A 14,037-nucleotide genomic window follows, 5' to 3' on the forward strand; every position below is an offset into this window, starting at 1 on the left:
TGTTTCTATTTCTTCTATTTTAGCGTATATGTATATAGACAATATGCTATTTCAACAGCAATTTCATTGACGAAATGTATGCTATTACAGTAGTATACTATTTAGTGTGTAATAGTACTAGCAATGAATACGCTGTAGGGGGTTTAGTATATTGTTAGATGCGATGAGAATGACGGATATGAGAATTCCGGCGAATGCTATCATTCATGTAGAAGAGATGAAAGGTGGAGTCGTTTTATCCGTTGAAGTAGACGGCCAAATTATTTATACGATGGCTTATGATGAAGAAACAGATAGTTATGCTGAATTATATGATCGAAATGATAAGAGGGCGTGCCAAGTACATGAAGACTTTATGGGATGGTCACTTCTTCACTAAAAAAGATGTCAATATGACATCTTTTTTTATTAAATCGATAGAATATACAAAGAAATGAAATATAAGGATAAAATTTGTAATAATTGATTTTGCATTGTTAGCACTCTGTAACTGCAAGTGAACTATTTTTTCGCTATCATAAAGATAACAGTCGCAGTTATAGGAGTGGTCAACTTGAAGAAAGTACATATTTCAAATTATATGTTATTATGTGTTTGTTTAATTTTATTTGTTCTCCTCGGAGGATTTTTATATTCATGTGTATAAGAAAAACGCATTCTAAAAAGAATACGTTATAAAAGGGAAATAATGATTAATCTAGTTCCAAGAATAATTAACGTAATACGTAATAAATTAATTACGGCGTTACCACTTAGTTTTGTATTAATATAAGCCCCGATTTTTCCGCCGATCCATGCACCAGGAATAAGGATTAATGCATAAATCCAGCTGACATTTCCAAGTGAGATGTGAGTTGCAGAACTTACAATTGCTGATAGAAATACGATGAACATTGAAGTTGCTACTGCAATATGTGCTGGGAATGCAAAAAGAAGCATCATTGCTGGAACAAGTAAGGCACCGCCACCAATTCCAAATAACCCAGATATAAACCCAACTATAAAGGCAATAAAGATAGCAAGAAACGGTGGGAATTGATAGTGTACAGTATTTCCATCATTATCTGTAAAAGAACGCTTAATTACAGACGTATTTGAGAGGGAAAGAGGTTTTAATTTGTCTCGAAGCATAAGTAGAATTGAGACGAATATAAGGAAAATCCCAAAGTATAAAGAAAATGTGTCTTGGTTTAAAAATTTATTTGCCCATGATCCGATAATACCACCAGGGCCGCTTCCGATAAATAAAATAAGTCCACTTTTATAATCTACTCGTTTATGCTTCATGTAAGTAAGGGTGGAAGATAGTCCTGTAAAAACGACTGTTACCATAGAAGTCCCTACTGCAAGTTGTGGTGATAAACTGTGTAATCCAATTAATAACGGAACAATAATAATTCCGCCTCCAAGCCCAACTAGGCTGCCGACTGTCCCGGCGATTAGTCCGATGAAAAGTAACATGATGTATTCCAAAATTGCCAACTCCTCTAAATAACTTATCCACCAATTATTATACACGCTTTTTAATGAGAAATAGGCTTGTTCACAAAAAAGTCGTCTTCCTAGAAAAATAAGGAAGACGACTTTTGATTAGAAAACAAAATGTAATAGATAGTAAAACAGAGCAGCTAAAGAAGCTGAAATAGGAAGTGTAATAACCCATGTAATTAACATACGTTTTGCAGTTCCCCATTTTACCCCTTTCACACGGTGAGAAGCACCAACCCCTAAAATAGAAGAAGAGATAACGTGCGTCGTACTAACCGGTAAGTGAATGAATGTTGCACCGAAAATAACAAGTGATGATGATAAATCGGCAGCTACACCATTTACAGGACGAATTTTCATAATTTGTCCACCGACAGTTTTAATAATTTTCCATCCACCGACAGAAGTACCAAGCCCCATTGCGATAGCACAAGATAATTGTACCCAGAACGGAATATCGCTAGAAGTATGATAGTTATTAGCCATAAGAGCCATCGTAATGATTCCCATTGCTTTTTGTGCATCATTCGTACCGTGTGTATAGGCTTGTAATGCTGCAGTGAAAATCTGGAATATACGGAAGTTTTTGTTCGTTTTCGTTAAGTTAAAGTTTTTAAAGACCACTTTAAAAATACTGTATACGATATAACCAATAACGAAAGCGATAATTGGTGAAATGATTAAAGCTTCAAGAATTTTAATGAATCCTTTAAGGTTTAATGAGCTAATACCAGCAGCAGCAATGGCTGCACCTGCGATTGAGCCAATAATTGCATGCGAAGAACTACTTGGGATACCGTAGTACCAAGTAATTAAGTTCCATGCTATCGCCGCAAGTAAAGCAGCTAAAATTACAAGAGAACCATTTTGTAAAGCAAATGGGTCAACGATATCTTTTGTAATCGTTTTTGCTACACCTGTAAATGTCATTGCACCTAAAAAGTTCATAATAGCTGCCATAATAATTGCATGTCTAGGCTTTAGAGCTTTCGTTGAAACAGCCGTTGCAATAGCGTTTGCTGTATCGTGAAATCCATTGATAAAGTCAAAAGCTAAAGCGCAAATGACTACTAAAACGGTCAGTATCAAGAGTGTATCCATGATCAAACTCCTTACGCATTCTTCATAATAATTGTTTCTAATACGTTTGCAACGCTTTGACAGCTATCAGCTACTTCTTCAAGCTCTTCGTAAATCTCTTTAAATTGAATAATCTTAATCGGATCTTTCTCACGAGAGAATAAGTGCTTAATCGCATGACGACGAATATCATCGCATTGTGATTCGTAATCCTTAATCTTAATCGCGTTCGTACGAATGTCGACTAACTTCTTTTTAGACAGTAGTTCAACAGAATTTGCAATTTCAATTGCACATTGATTAATTGCTTCTACGAATTTAATCATGTATTCATCAGCTTCTGTAATAGAATACATTTCGAACAGACCAGCACTGTGATCTAATCCGTCTAATACATCATCCATACTCATTGCAAGTTGTAGGATGTCCTCACGTTCAATCGGAGTAATAAACGCTTTGTTTAGCTCCATAATGATTTCGTGAATAAATGAGTCACCTTTTGACTCATACTCTTTCATGCGCATAGAAAACTCTTTTAAATCGCTAGCATTTTTAATTTTATACTCCACGAAAAATTGCGCGCCTTCTTTTAAATTTTCGGAAACATTCATTAACATTTCAGAAAATTTATCTTTTTTTGATTTAAAGACCATTATTGTTACCCCCACAAAAGTAATATATGTAAAATATATTGGCTAATCAATTCTAACAAAAAACTGTCGTTTTTTAAAACATTTTATCGAAAAGTTTACAAAAACTTAACATAACTCTCGTTGTTCTATTAATAATATTAATATCCAATAGTGAATATCTTACTTGTAGAATGTCCTTTTCTTGCAAAAAGTATGAATGTAAAAGAAAAGCTTTACACTATAGGAATGACTACGTTATTATAATAAATTTAAAAGGCGGTATATTCTTCCTTTTAAAAAGAAGAGTGTAAATAAATGAAGGAAGTGAACGAATGAAATTGAAGAACACTCATTTTAAAAAAATGCTTGAGTGGTTCAATAAGAGGAAGAAACTTCGTAATTCATTAATTGTATTGGGAAGTGTACTCGTTACTCTATTTATTGCTGTAAATATAATAATTTCCATTCAAGACATATCTGAATTAAAACAAGCTGTTCCACAACCGACTTTAATTTATGATGCAAATAATGAGGTCGCAACTAAATTAGCTTCTTCGAAAACAGAAGGCGTTAAAAGAAAAGATATTCCTGATATTATGGTTCAGGCAATTGTTGCAGTAGAAGATAAGGGATTTTTTAACCATCATGGTATTTATTATAGTGGAATTATAAGTGCAGTTTTTAAAAATATTACAGCAGGAGAAGTTGTAGCAGGGGGAAGTACAATTACACAGCAGCTCGCGAAGAATGTATTTCTGACACAAGATCGTACATTTTCTCGTAAAATAAAGGAATACTTTTTAACGAAAAAAATAGAACGTACTTATACAAAAGATGAAATTATTGAAATGTATATGAATCAAATTTATTTTGGGGAAGGTGCTTGGGGGATAAAGAGGGCAGCTAAATCTTATTTTGATAAAGAGGTAAAAGATTTATCAATTTCAGAAGCTGCAACGATCGCGGGCTTAATTAAAGCGCCGTCTGCGTATTCGCCTTATAAAAACTTTAATAAATCAATTGAACGACGTAATGTCGTATTAAGTTTAATGAAGGAACAAGGATATATTTCTGAAGAGCAATACAATAAAGAAAAAGAGTCAGGCCTTGTATTAAAACGTGGGGTTGATGATAAATATAAAGGTAAATACTCCCAATATGTAGACTATATAGTTAGAGAAGCGATGGATAAGTATGAATTAACACAAAATGAAATTTTAGCAGGTGGTTATCGTATTTATACTGAGCTGGATCCGAAAAAACAACAAGCTGTAGAAGATGTTGTGAATAATGATAGTTATTTCAAAGATAGTGGCTCAGATCAACTTATGCAAACGGGTGTAGTCCTTATAAATCCCAAAACAGGCGGTGTTCCAGCTTTAGTTGGGGGGAGAGGACCATATCAGTTTTTACAATTTAATCATGCTACGCAATTAAAAAGACAGCCAGGTTCAACATTAAAGCCTCTAGCTGTATATGTACCCGCTTTAGAACAAGGGTATGAGGTATACGATATATTAAAGGATGAACCATTTCATATTAAAGAATATGAACCTAAAAATAGTGATCAGGCTTTTCATGGTAATGTGACAATGTACGAAGCGGTAGCAAAGTCGTATAATGTTTCTGCTGTGTGGTTATTAGAACAAATAGGATTAGATAAAGGATTGAAATCTTTAGAGCGATTTGGTATTCCATTAGTACCAGAAGACCGTACGTATCCAATTGCTTTAGGTGGGATGCATGTAGGGACATCTCCATTTGTAATGGCCCAAGCATATAGTACATTCGCTAATGATGGGGTTCAAGTAGAGGCTCATGCAATTAGAGAAGTTCAAAATGCTGAAGGGGAAATAATAGGGAAATGGTATAAGAAAGAGACACGAGTGACGAGTGAGAAAATCGCTCAAAAGATGACGTATTTATTAAAAGGTGTTGTAGAAAAGGGAACAGGTGGAAAAGCGAAAGTTAATAATGTTGATACAGCAGGAAAGACAGGGACGACTCAACTTGTAAATGGTCCGAGCGTAGGAGCGAAGGACTCGTGGTTTGTAGGATACACACCAGATTTAGTAGGTGCGATTTGGGTGGGATATGACAAAACAGATAGCGAGCATTATGTGCCAGGTGGTAGTCAAATTACGACGACGATGTTCCGGGACATCATGAAAAAAGCAAATGCAAACCCAGCCCAAAAAGCGTTCCAATTGTCGTTAATATCTGAGGCTGACTATAAAAAACAATTGCAAACAATTGAAGAAGAAAAGAGAAGAAAAGAAGAAGAAAAGAGAAGGCAAGAAGAGGAACAACAAAGGAAAAAAGAACAGCAAGAGTGGTTTGATAAAGTGAAAGAGTGGATTCCATCATTATGGTGAAAAAAGAGGCGAATTTCATTATTCGCCTCTTTCTCATGTGAAAAATAAAGTGAGCTCATAATGAGTGAGATAAATGCTACTATTCATTAAGAGTAATGTTCGTAATGCCAAAAGATTGAGAATCGTATGTGACGATTATTGTTCCTTTACTAATCGGTTCGTAAGGTAATTCTTCTTCATAACTACCATTATTTTCATTATGGATAGACAGCGTGATTTCATCAATTCCTTTATTTGTATACTGATCTTTAATCGTTTCAGCAATTTGAAGTAGAGTTTCGTAGTTAGAAGCTTTCGTAATAAGCATTCCTTTTATAACTTTTTTTTCATTATTTGTGGAATTGGAATAAGGGATGTCGTTTTGTTTCGTATACAAAAGTTTGTATGGAACTGTTTTTCTCTCCGCTTTTGAAATAGTGGAATATTTTAGAGTTAAAAAAAATCCTACACATAAAATAATGCATACCATAAGAGCAATCCAAATGCGTATCAGTGACATAACTCTCATTTTTCATCCCTCTTTCATATCTTTGACTTCATTATTTATCATACAAAATGAGGATTAAGATAGAGTAAATTTGAGGTAAAGAAACGTAAAGAAGGAGCACTTATCCTCCCAAATAAGTGCTCCTTTTTATTAAAAGAGAGATTTAATAGACAATCAAAAGCAAACCTATTACTTATAAATGTGCTTAGTCCTCCCAAAATATTATCGGAAATTGTGGTTAGTAAATTCGGAAGACAGATAGTGTCGCAGTTGTATCGCCCGCAGGTCCTTGAGCGCCTTGAGGCCCTTGAGCACCAGTAGTCCCCGTAGTTCCTCCACCTAGGCAACCAGATCCATATTGAACTAGAATAGCTTGACCAAGAGCTTGAAGAAGTCTAACAAATTCTGTAAGTTCTGACTTAGGGATGTTAATATGGCTACATGCTCTTACTTCGCAACAATCATTACCATAAAATACTTTTCCTTTATTTTTATTGTTCATCTTTTCATTCTTTTCTTTCATAGAATCATTAGTCATTACTATATATTAAAATGAAATTTATACTAAATTCGTGATGGACAAACTACCATTTCTAAAAAAATAAGAAATTGGCCCACCTAGAAAGAAATAAGTAAGTAAGATATAGAGAAAGGTTTATATAATGTAAAGAAGAAAAGTGCAACATAAAAAACTACATGCTAATTGTTGGGAGTGTTTAACAATTGGCATGTAGTTCGTGGATTAGTCCTTTATTTACATTGATTTAATTTTTCAAGGGTTGTTTTAGGTAAGATTGGAATTGAAATAGTGAAAGTTGTACCATCTTCATTACTAGTCATTTTTAATGTGCCGTTATGATTTTGGATGATTTTTTTTGTTACTGACAAGCCTAGTCCTGTTCCCGAATCCTTCGTTGAGAAGAATGGATCAAAGATATATTCTTGAATAGCTGGAGGAATACCAATTCCATTATCTGTGAAAGTAATCCGAACGAAATTATCAAGGCGATAACTAGTGATTTGAATAGAAAGAGGTTTGTCGCCTTGAGCATCGACGGCATTTTGAAATAGATTTAAAAACACTTGAACAAGTTCATGTCGATCAATATTGACTAAAATATCATCTAATTCATTAGAGAAGTTATAATCAATTGAAATGTTATGCAAGGAGACTTCACTAGCTAGTAACTGTTGAATATAGTCACGTAAAAATGTATTGATCGGAAACGGTTCTCTTGTAAATTCCCGTGTTTTTGAAACAGCTAAAAATTTTGTAATAATATTATTTGCACGATCTAATTCAGGGATAAGCAAGTTTTTAAATAACTCTTGATTTGATGTAGAAACGCTTTCTTGTAAAAATTGTAAGTATCCTCGTACTGTTGTAAGAGGATTTCGTACTTCGTGTGCAATTCCAGCTGCGATTCGCCCTGCTAACGAAAACTTCTCTGCATCACGTTCTGTATTTAAATAATGAAAGACACTAATAACTCTAAAAATCTCACCGTTATAATCACGAATAATTCGGTTATTTATAATACCGTAATTTTTGTCTAAAACTTCTTCATTATATATTTCTGTTCCCGTTCTTAATGTTTCAATTGCTTTAATTTTTTCTTCCGGCAAGTTTAGTAATTGTTGAATTGGTTTTCCAATAATATCATTGCGTATTACACCGAAATCATCTGCGGCAACTTGATTACATAAAGTAATATTCCCTTTACTATCGACAAAGGTTACATGATGTGAAAAGGCATCAAAAATATGAACAAAGTGTTTTTCAAGTTGTTCAAATAAAAATAATGAATCACAAGTAAGTTGAAAATTAGCTTCTTTATTTTCTTTTGGTATTTCTTGAATGGAATGAGTTGTTCTGGTTTTCTTTATTCGTAAACCAATATGTGGATTTTTGTATGTGAAATGATGTGGTAATTGATTCACAAGTTCTTCATAAAAACGTACTTTATTTTCTAGTTCTTCAATTCGTTTTTCATGAGATACAGTAGCATCGTTTGGAAGCATAAATAAATAACCCCTCATTTTAAAAATTCTTCCATATAGTATATCATATTTTTATAAGGATACTCTTAAAGAAAAGGCTACATAATGCAAAGTGTTTGGAAAGTGAATAGAAGATGAAGTTAAAAAGGGAGGGATATATGTGCTGTTCATTGGAGTGACAGGATGGGGAGATCATAATTCTTTATACATAGATTCCTATGAAAATAGAAATAAATTACGAACATATAGCGAGTATTTTCCTATTGTGGAAGTGGATAGTTCATTTTACGCGATGCAACCTGCACGAAATTATATAAAATGGGCAATGGAAACGCCGAAAGATTTTTCTTTTGTCGTAAAAGCGTATCAAGGAATGACAGGACATATGAAAGGTGAAATTCCTTTTTCTACGTTCGATGAGATGTTTGATTTGTATAAACAGTCTATTCTTCCTTTATTAGAAGCTGATAAATTAAAAACAATTTTATTTCAATATCCACCATGGTTTGATTGCAAAAAGAAAAATGTAGATTTTCTTCGATATACGAAAGAAAAAATGGAAGGTTTACCATGTGCAATAGAATTTCGAAATCAAACATGGTTTTATCCAGAAATGAGAGATAAGACGTTACAGTTTCTAGAACAGGAGAAATGGGTTCATACAATTTGTGATGAACCACAGGCTGGGATAGGTTCTGTGCCACTCGTGTTAGAGGTTACGAATTCAGACATGGCATTAATACGTTTTCACGGTCGAAATGTTCATGGTTGGCTTGATAAAGGGGAAAATTGGAGAGCGGTTCGCTGTTTATATCGCTACAACAATAAAGAACTGGAAGAATGGGTTGAACGACTAGAGCAATTAAAAAAGAAAACAAAGGATATATACGTACTGTTTAACAACAATTCAGGTGGGGATGCAGCAGATAATGCGAAACAGCTTATGAAAATGATGAACATTACATATGGTGAGCCGAAGCCGGAGCAATTAAATTTTTTTGAATGATAATAAACAAGAAAGGCACTGTACAAACAGGGGGAATGTACAGTGCCTTTCTATATGAAAAAGAGGGGTAACAATGTTACTGAGCGTTTGGTTGATTCATCAATTGTTGGCTTCATAATAAATGATAATGGTTATCATTATCATTGTCAATGGTTTTTCTAAAAATATATAAAAAACTTTGTATATTTTAAATAGAGATAAAAAAAGAACAGCGATTAATGCTGTTCTTTTCCGTTGACAAATTGTTGTAAATCAAAAGGAGTTATCGCCTGGATAAATTCTTTTGAGATAAGTGTTTGAACGAGAGTGCTCTCAGAGATAGAAGCACCTGTTTTCTTTTCATAAGCTTGTTTTAATAAATCAAGTTTTTCAGCCGTTTCTTTTGGTAATTCAATTGTAAGTGTGTTCATAATTTCTCCCCCTTAGTATTAGAGTACCACTACAGTATAGGAGAGACAAGAAAAGAGAATATGAAATATAAAAAAGGTTACCAAATTTTCAAATGGTAACCTTTTTTATGTATAAGAGTTATTAAGCAATACCGATATACTTTAAAGTTTTTGATGGAGTACTGTGATCAAAGAAGTGTTGTAAAAATGCAATATCAACACCTGATTTGTATGCACAATAACCCCAAGTTTTTCGAAGTGTATGTGAGCTAATCCCTTCTAATCCAACTTCTTTTGCAGCTTTGTTTAAAATGTACCATGCATGTTGTCTCGTAATAGATTTTGTTCCTTTTTGAGATTTTAACAATGGTTCATTACGTTTCCAAGTTTTACGTTCTTTCATGTAGTCTTCGATTGCGTGCTGTAAGTCTTCATTTACAGCAAACCATTTATGTTTCTTCACTTTTTCATTGTAAAATAAAATGGAATGGCGAACATTTTCATTTTCATCGATTACATCACTAACTTTTAATTGTAAGATTTCACTTACTTTTAAGCCAGAATTTACAGCTAATACGAATAATAAGCCATCACGTTTCGAAGATTGTAAAAGTATATTTTTGATAGTTTCTAATTGTTTTTCATTTTGAATAGGTTGTCCTGCTTGTTTCATTTCACGCACTCTCCTCTTTTATATGTGTAAAGGAAAGGATTAACTTGTTTCTTACTATAAAGGGAGAGTGTGAATTTCATGTGAACTCCTAGTGAAATTAAGACAAATTATTTGACTTCTTTTACTTTTTGTAAATTGAAATAGAATACAACACTGTTAGTCGTATTATACACACCGTATTCGGCATGATGGAGGTCTAAAATGTTTTTTACAATAGATAATCCGAGACCAGTACCTCCAGTGTGACGGCTACGTGATGCATCTAGACGATAGAAGCGATCCCAAATTTTTTCAAGGCTTTCTTCAGGGATAGGGTTTCCTGTATTTTCGATTTCGACTTTTACGGTATCTTCTGCCTCTATAATAGAGACTTGTATTTTTTCTCCATCTGGCGTATAACGGATTGCATTACTTAGTAAGTTCACAACTACTTGCTCAATGCGACTGCGATTTGCTTTAACAAGTATAGAAGGGTCTGCATCGATGTTCACTTGTAAATGTTTTTCTTCCATGCTAAATAATAATTTTGTGTAGACTTGTTGCGTTAATTCACCGATTGAGAACGTCGTCATATCTAGTTTGTAAGTACCAGATTCCAACTTTGCTAATTCTAACATTTCAACAATCAGCCTGTTCATATTTTCTGTTTCTTCTAAAATAACATCAGTATAATACGAAGTATCCTTACTAACACCATCTTTAATTCCTTCTGCAAAACTTCTAATTACACTCAGTGGTGTTTTTAATTCGTGTGACACGCCAGAAATGAATTCTTTTCTTGTTTTTTCCAATTGACGTTCACGTTCAATATCTTGTTGTAACTTTGTATTAGCGACATTTAATCGATCGATTCGATCTTTTAAATTTACAGATAATGTATTGATACTGCCAGAAAGCCCGCCAATTTCATCGTCAGCTGTAACAGGTAATTTCTCGCTGAAATCAAAATTAGCCATTTTTTTTGTAACACGATTTATTTTAATTAATGGCTTAACAATGATTTTTGAGTAGTAGAAGGATAACAAAATAATAACGAGAAACACGATAATTAAGGCATAAACATAATAATCTTTTAAAACGAGCATCGCTTCATTAACAGGCTGCAAAGATGCTATCGCAAAAGCGTATTCTGTAATCCTTCCATTTTCTATAATCGGTTTTACAAAGATACTATTTTTTATATTTTCTCCACCATCTAATATAAAAGTACTTAATTGGTTCGAGTTAGAAGTGCCCTCTCTAATCATATCTGCGAAATATTGAACGGCTTGTAATGTTTCAATATCATTTGCAAGACGAACCTCAGCTTTGGATGGGAGCTGTAACTTAGTTATAACACCTGTAAAGACGATTCGAGTTGTAGATTTGTATCGGCTTGCAAGTCTGTTCTTAGAAGGGTTACCATTAATTGACTGAAAATCCGAATAGAAATGTTCGTTCTGCCATTGATTATAATTCGTTCCTAATTTTTGTGGTGTGATTATATTATTCTCTTGTACGACTCCATCAACATTGATTATTACATCTTTTTTTAAACCTAAATTTTCGAATTTATTATATTCTTCTGGTGTTAAAAGATTATTGAGTGGAATGGAATACTGTTTATTATTGTTGGGATTAAATACATCGATATAGTAATTGTTATCACTTTTAATAATACCGTTAGAATCCAAAAACTGCATATCTGCATTTGTTTTATCATGAAATTCTTGTTTTAGTTTTCTAACCTGCTCATAACTTTTATCACTTTTATCATAATTATCTACGAATTTTTCAAAAGCAGTTTGGACTGTTTTTACTTTCTTATTAATATAAAATTTCTCTAAAAATAGAGATTGTCCTAGGAAAAAAAGTAGGAATATGATTGTAAATAAAGTGGATGTTAATAAAAATAGTTTAAAGACGATACTTCTGTTTTTCACTGCGTCACCTCTTATGAGAAATACTGTAAATGATTTCTTTATCCCGCCTTAACAGGTAATAAGACTCCTACTTCAAAATTCGGCAAATACAAGGGAGTTAGGCGGGAGATCAACTGCCCGTAAAATCCTGATTGGTTCAACTAATAATCAATGGGGAATGGGAAAAATCCCCACTGATTAAAGTTTCACTTTATTATAACAAACGTTACAAGAAAGTAGAGGGGAGAAATCTGTCTCTTTATAAAATAGTTATTTATAAAAAGTCACATAAAAAGAACTCGCCAGACGTATGACAAGTTCTTTAGTGTATTATTGTTGAATTGCTGCATCTAAAGCGATTTCAATCATTTCGTTAAATGTAGTTTGACGCTCTTCAGATGTTGTTTCTTCGCCAGTGAAGATGTGATCGCTAACTGTTAATACAGATAATGCATTTACACCGTATTTCGCTGCTAATGTGTAAAGAGCAGTTGTTTCCATTTCTACTGCTAATACACCGTAATCTCCAAGTTTTTTAACCATGTCCATGCTTTCACGATAAAACACATCTGCTGTTAAAACGTTACCGACACGAACGTGTAATCCTTTTTCAGTTCCAGCATCGTAAGCTTTCTTTAAAAGATCAAAGTTTGCAGCTGGTGCAAAATCAAATCCTGGGAATGTTAAACGGTTCATATTAGAATCAGTACAAGCCGTCATTGCGATAATAACATCACGAACTTTTACATCTTTTTGAATTGCACCGCAAGTTCCAACGCGAATTAAATTTTTAACTCCGTAGCTTTGGATTAATTCGTTTACATAAATAGAAATAGAAGGAACACCCATACCTGTACCTTGAACAGATACACGTTTTCCTTTATAAGTTCCAGTGAAACCTAACATACCACGTACGTTATTATAGCAAGTAACATCCTCTAGAAATGTTTCAGCGATATATTTTGCACGTAATGGATCACCAGGTAATAGAATAGATTCAGCGATTTCGCCTTGTTTTGCTTCGATATGTACACTCATGAAAAGTCCTCCTTATAATGTATTGATAGAAATCAATATCATTTGCATTATACACTACGAATCCTTTCAATTAAAATCTTTTTATTATTTGTAATATGTGCAAAATAGGAGGATTTCATAAATCATAATCTAGAATATATACCTTAAGAAGTTTTGTATGAACAGAGACAATAAAAATGGTAGGTGATGTTTTGAAAAATCTTGTCATTGGACTTATTGCGTTAGTACTTATTGTGGCAGGAGGATTTTACATAAAAAAATATCAAGAAAACGAAGAGACTGTAGGAGATGTTCAGGAAGTAAAGTGGGATGTGTCAAATGGAAAGGGAAATGAGAAAGTAGATATTTTATTTCAGTTGTTAAACAAAAAGAATAATGAAATTCGTGGTGTAAATGATCAAATTCGGGCAGTGATTGTAGATGGACAGTTAAAACACATACAACAAATTAAACCTACATTTGCAGGGAACGGGTCATATAAGTTATCTTCCAAAATAGCGAAAGACGAAGAATATACAATATTTTTATACGAAGATAAAAATAAGTCCGTAGAGTCATTCGCTAGGAAAGATTTTGGTAGAACGAAAGAGGAGAACAATAAGAAAAAAGTGAAATTTCCAATCGACAGTGTACTTACAAAAAAAATAGGAGAGTATGAAGTTTCTCTTTTATTTGGCGCATTACATCCGAATGAACCAGTTACGTTAATATTTCAGTTTCAAGCGAAAAAGGGTGAAAAATTGAAATTACATTCAGAGAGAGGAGAAGTAGAGTTACTCTATATCGTGGATGAAACGAAGGAGAACTTTTTATACGCTATGCCTGTAGATACGGATGAGCAATTACAATACCGGATTACATTTCCTGCCGAGGGCACGTATAAAATGTGGGGGAATTTCTATATAAATGGTAAGAAGTATGAAAAAGAATTTATTGTACAAGTTCAAAAAAGAAAAAACAGCTAAGA

Annotated in this window: 14 protein-coding genes; 4 read left to right on the forward strand and 10 right to left on the reverse strand. The window is 33.4% G+C overall.

Going from position 1 to position 14,037, the window contains the following annotated elements; translation table 11 throughout:
- Window positions 1–151 precede the first annotated feature (151 nt).
- Window positions 152–379 carry a hypothetical protein gene (locus AC1Q8M_RS03565; RefSeq protein ID WP_000883009.1) on the forward strand — a complete coding sequence of 76 codons (228 nt, stop codon included), beginning with the start codon at window positions 152–154 and terminating at the stop codon, window positions 377–379.
- Between the two features lie 293 nt (window positions 380–672).
- Here AC1Q8M_RS03565 and AC1Q8M_RS03570 read toward each other — a convergent pair whose 3' ends face one another.
- The 3 genes from AC1Q8M_RS03570 to AC1Q8M_RS03580 all read right to left on the reverse strand — a co-directional run bounded on the left by AC1Q8M_RS03570 (window position 673) and on the right by AC1Q8M_RS03580 (window position 3,221).
- Window positions 673–1,473, reverse strand: coding sequence for a sulfite exporter TauE/SafE family protein (locus tag AC1Q8M_RS03570; RefSeq protein WP_000455762.1), 801 nt, complete (start codon window positions 1,471–1,473; stop codon window positions 673–675).
- Window positions 1,474–1,590: 117 nt separating this feature from the next.
- The gene (locus AC1Q8M_RS03575; RefSeq protein ID WP_000380276.1) at window positions 1,591–2,589 is read right to left on the reverse strand and encodes an inorganic phosphate transporter; all 999 of its coding nucleotides are present in this window, start codon (window positions 2,587–2,589) and stop codon (window positions 1,591–1,593) included.
- 11 nt (window positions 2,590–2,600) lie between these two features.
- Complete coding sequence (locus AC1Q8M_RS03580) at window positions 2,601–3,221, reverse strand: DUF47 domain-containing protein (protein WP_000231445.1); 621 nt, start codon at window positions 3,219–3,221, stop codon at window positions 2,601–2,603.
- A gap of 311 nt (window positions 3,222–3,532) precedes the next feature.
- Between AC1Q8M_RS03580 and AC1Q8M_RS03585 the strand changes: the two genes are divergently transcribed.
- On the forward strand, window positions 3,533–5,575 hold the full coding sequence (locus tag AC1Q8M_RS03585; protein ID WP_000769253.1) for a transglycosylase domain-containing protein: 2,043 nt from the start codon (window positions 3,533–3,535) through the stop codon (window positions 5,573–5,575).
- A gap of 79 nt (window positions 5,576–5,654) precedes the next feature.
- On the opposite strand, the gene AC1Q8M_RS03590 is transcribed toward AC1Q8M_RS03585, so the two are convergent.
- The 3 genes from AC1Q8M_RS03590 to AC1Q8M_RS03600 all read right to left on the reverse strand — a co-directional run bounded on the left by AC1Q8M_RS03590 (window position 5,655) and on the right by AC1Q8M_RS03600 (window position 8,084).
- Complete coding sequence (locus AC1Q8M_RS03590; RefSeq protein WP_065228522.1) at window positions 5,655–6,083, reverse strand: hypothetical protein; 429 nt, start codon at window positions 6,081–6,083, stop codon at window positions 5,655–5,657.
- 217 nt (window positions 6,084–6,300) lie between these two features.
- Window positions 6,301–6,585: a hypothetical protein gene (locus AC1Q8M_RS03595; RefSeq protein WP_063546928.1), complete on the reverse strand. Its 285-nt coding sequence runs from the start codon at window positions 6,583–6,585 to the stop codon at window positions 6,301–6,303.
- A 227-nt stretch (window positions 6,586–6,812) separates the two neighbouring features.
- The gene (locus tag AC1Q8M_RS03600; RefSeq protein ID WP_000937248.1) at window positions 6,813–8,084 is read right to left on the reverse strand and encodes an ATP-binding protein; all 1,272 of its coding nucleotides are present in this window, start codon (window positions 8,082–8,084) and stop codon (window positions 6,813–6,815) included.
- A gap of 139 nt (window positions 8,085–8,223) precedes the next feature.
- Between AC1Q8M_RS03600 and AC1Q8M_RS03605 the strand changes: the two genes are divergently transcribed.
- Entirely contained in the window at window positions 8,224–9,069 is an 846-nt protein-coding gene (locus AC1Q8M_RS03605; RefSeq protein ID WP_000897363.1) for a DUF72 domain-containing protein, read from the forward strand.
- Window positions 9,070–9,284: 215 nt separating this feature from the next.
- Here the strand turns inward: AC1Q8M_RS03605 and AC1Q8M_RS03610 are convergent, their stop codons facing one another.
- The 4 genes from AC1Q8M_RS03610 to deoD form a co-directional block, all read right to left on the reverse strand.
- Window positions 9,285–9,479, reverse strand: a complete 195-nt coding sequence (locus tag AC1Q8M_RS03610; protein ID WP_001094860.1) for a DUF3924 domain-containing protein — start codon at window positions 9,477–9,479, stop codon at window positions 9,285–9,287.
- 121 nt (window positions 9,480–9,600) lie between these two features.
- Window positions 9,601–10,131 carry a tyrosine-type recombinase/integrase gene (locus tag AC1Q8M_RS03615; RefSeq protein WP_000806236.1) on the reverse strand — a complete coding sequence of 177 codons (531 nt, stop codon included), beginning with the start codon at window positions 10,129–10,131 and terminating at the stop codon, window positions 9,601–9,603.
- A gap of 107 nt (window positions 10,132–10,238) precedes the next feature.
- Complete coding sequence (locus AC1Q8M_RS03620) at window positions 10,239–12,053, reverse strand: sensor histidine kinase (RefSeq protein WP_000797514.1); 1,815 nt, start codon at window positions 12,051–12,053, stop codon at window positions 10,239–10,241.
- Window positions 12,054–12,362: 309 nt separating this feature from the next.
- Complete coding sequence (gene deoD, locus AC1Q8M_RS03625) at window positions 12,363–13,070, reverse strand: purine-nucleoside phosphorylase (protein WP_000110707.1); 708 nt, start codon at window positions 13,068–13,070, stop codon at window positions 12,363–12,365.
- A 176-nt stretch (window positions 13,071–13,246) separates the two neighbouring features.
- On the opposite strand from deoD, the gene AC1Q8M_RS03630 reads away from it, so the two are divergent.
- Window positions 13,247–14,035, forward strand: a complete 789-nt coding sequence (locus tag AC1Q8M_RS03630) for a DUF8832 domain-containing protein (protein WP_098855601.1) — start codon at window positions 13,247–13,249, stop codon at window positions 14,033–14,035.
- Window positions 14,036–14,037: the final 2 nt, after the last annotated feature.

The organism is Bacillus sp. GW823-FHT06A10 (genome assembly GCF_058795375.1).

Excerpts from the sequence above, each read along its gene's own strand:
- AC1Q8M_RS03575 (WP_000380276.1), bottom strand. The coding sequence starts at position 2,589 with ATGGATACACTCTTGATACTGACCGTTTTAGTAGTCATTTGCGCTTTA.
- AC1Q8M_RS03580 (WP_000231445.1), bottom strand. The coding sequence starts at position 3,221 with ATGGTCTTTAAATCAAAAAAAGATAAATTTTCTGAAATGTTAATGAAT.
- AC1Q8M_RS03585 (WP_000769253.1), top strand. The coding sequence starts at position 3,533 with ATGAAATTGAAGAACACTCATTTTAAAAAAATGCTTGAGTGGTTCAAT.
- AC1Q8M_RS03590 (WP_065228522.1), bottom strand. The coding sequence starts at position 6,083 with ATGAGAGTTATGTCACTGATACGCATTTGGATTGCTCTTATGGTATGC.
- AC1Q8M_RS03595 (WP_063546928.1), bottom strand. The coding sequence starts at position 6,585 with ATGAAAGAAAAGAATGAAAAGATGAACAATAAAAATAAAGGAAAAGTA.
- AC1Q8M_RS03600 (WP_000937248.1), bottom strand. The coding sequence starts at position 8,084 with ATGCTTCCAAACGATGCTACTGTATCTCATGAAAAACGAATTGAAGAA.
- AC1Q8M_RS03610 (WP_001094860.1), bottom strand. The coding sequence starts at position 9,479 with ATGAACACACTTACAATTGAATTACCAAAAGAAACGGCTGAAAAACTT.
- AC1Q8M_RS03615 (WP_000806236.1), bottom strand. The coding sequence starts at position 10,131 with ATGAAACAAGCAGGACAACCTATTCAAAATGAAAAACAATTAGAAACT.
- deoD (WP_000110707.1), bottom strand. The coding sequence starts at position 13,070 with ATGAGTGTACATATCGAAGCAAAACAAGGCGAAATCGCTGAATCTATT.
- AC1Q8M_RS03630 (WP_098855601.1), top strand. The coding sequence starts at position 13,247 with ATGGTAGGTGATGTTTTGAAAAATCTTGTCATTGGACTTATTGCGTTA.